This window comes from Halomonas sp. ND22Bw (assembly GCF_003011945.1).
In the GTDB taxonomy this organism is placed as follows: Bacteria; Pseudomonadota; Gammaproteobacteria; order Pseudomonadales; family Halomonadaceae; genus Halomonas; species Halomonas halophila.
Genome location: NZ_PXWD01000141.1, coordinates 1 through 469 on the forward strand (window position 1 = coordinate 1; position 469 = coordinate 469).

The 469-nt window shown below is 64.4% G+C and carries 1 protein-coding gene; it reads right to left on the reverse strand.

What is annotated here, in order from left to right:
• Nucleotides 1-120: 120 nt before the first annotated feature.
• Nucleotides 121-469 (reverse strand): response regulator transcription factor (locus tag CVH10_RS17385; protein ID WP_146142987.1); only part of this gene is annotated, 349 nt, incomplete at its 5' end.

The following is a 469-nucleotide window of genomic DNA, read 5'->3' on the forward strand; positions in this document are numbered from 1 at the left end:
GGCTGGCTGCTGGGCGGCTCGGTCGGGCTGGGCACGGTTCTCTACGCCGTGACCATCGGCCCACTGGTCCACGTCTTCCTGCCGCTGTTCACCATCCGCCCGAAGGCGACCGACTGAGCTTCAGGGCTGCAGCCGGTATCCGCCCGCATCGGTCAGCAGCAGGCGGGCGTGACCGGGTTCCGGCTCGATCTTCTGGCGCAGGCGATAGATGTGGGTTTCCAGCGTATGGGTCGTGACCCCGGCGTTGTAGCCCCAGACCTCGGTCAGCAACTCTTCGCGCGACACCGGCTTAGCCCCCGCGCGATAGAGATATTTCAGGATGTTGGTTTCTTTTTCGGTCAACCGCACCTTCTTGCCCTTTGAGTCCATCAGAACCTTGGCGGCAGGCCGGAACTCGTACGGGCCGATGGTGAAGACCGCGTCCTCGGACTGTTCATGGCTGCGCAGATGGGCGCGAATGCGCGCGAGC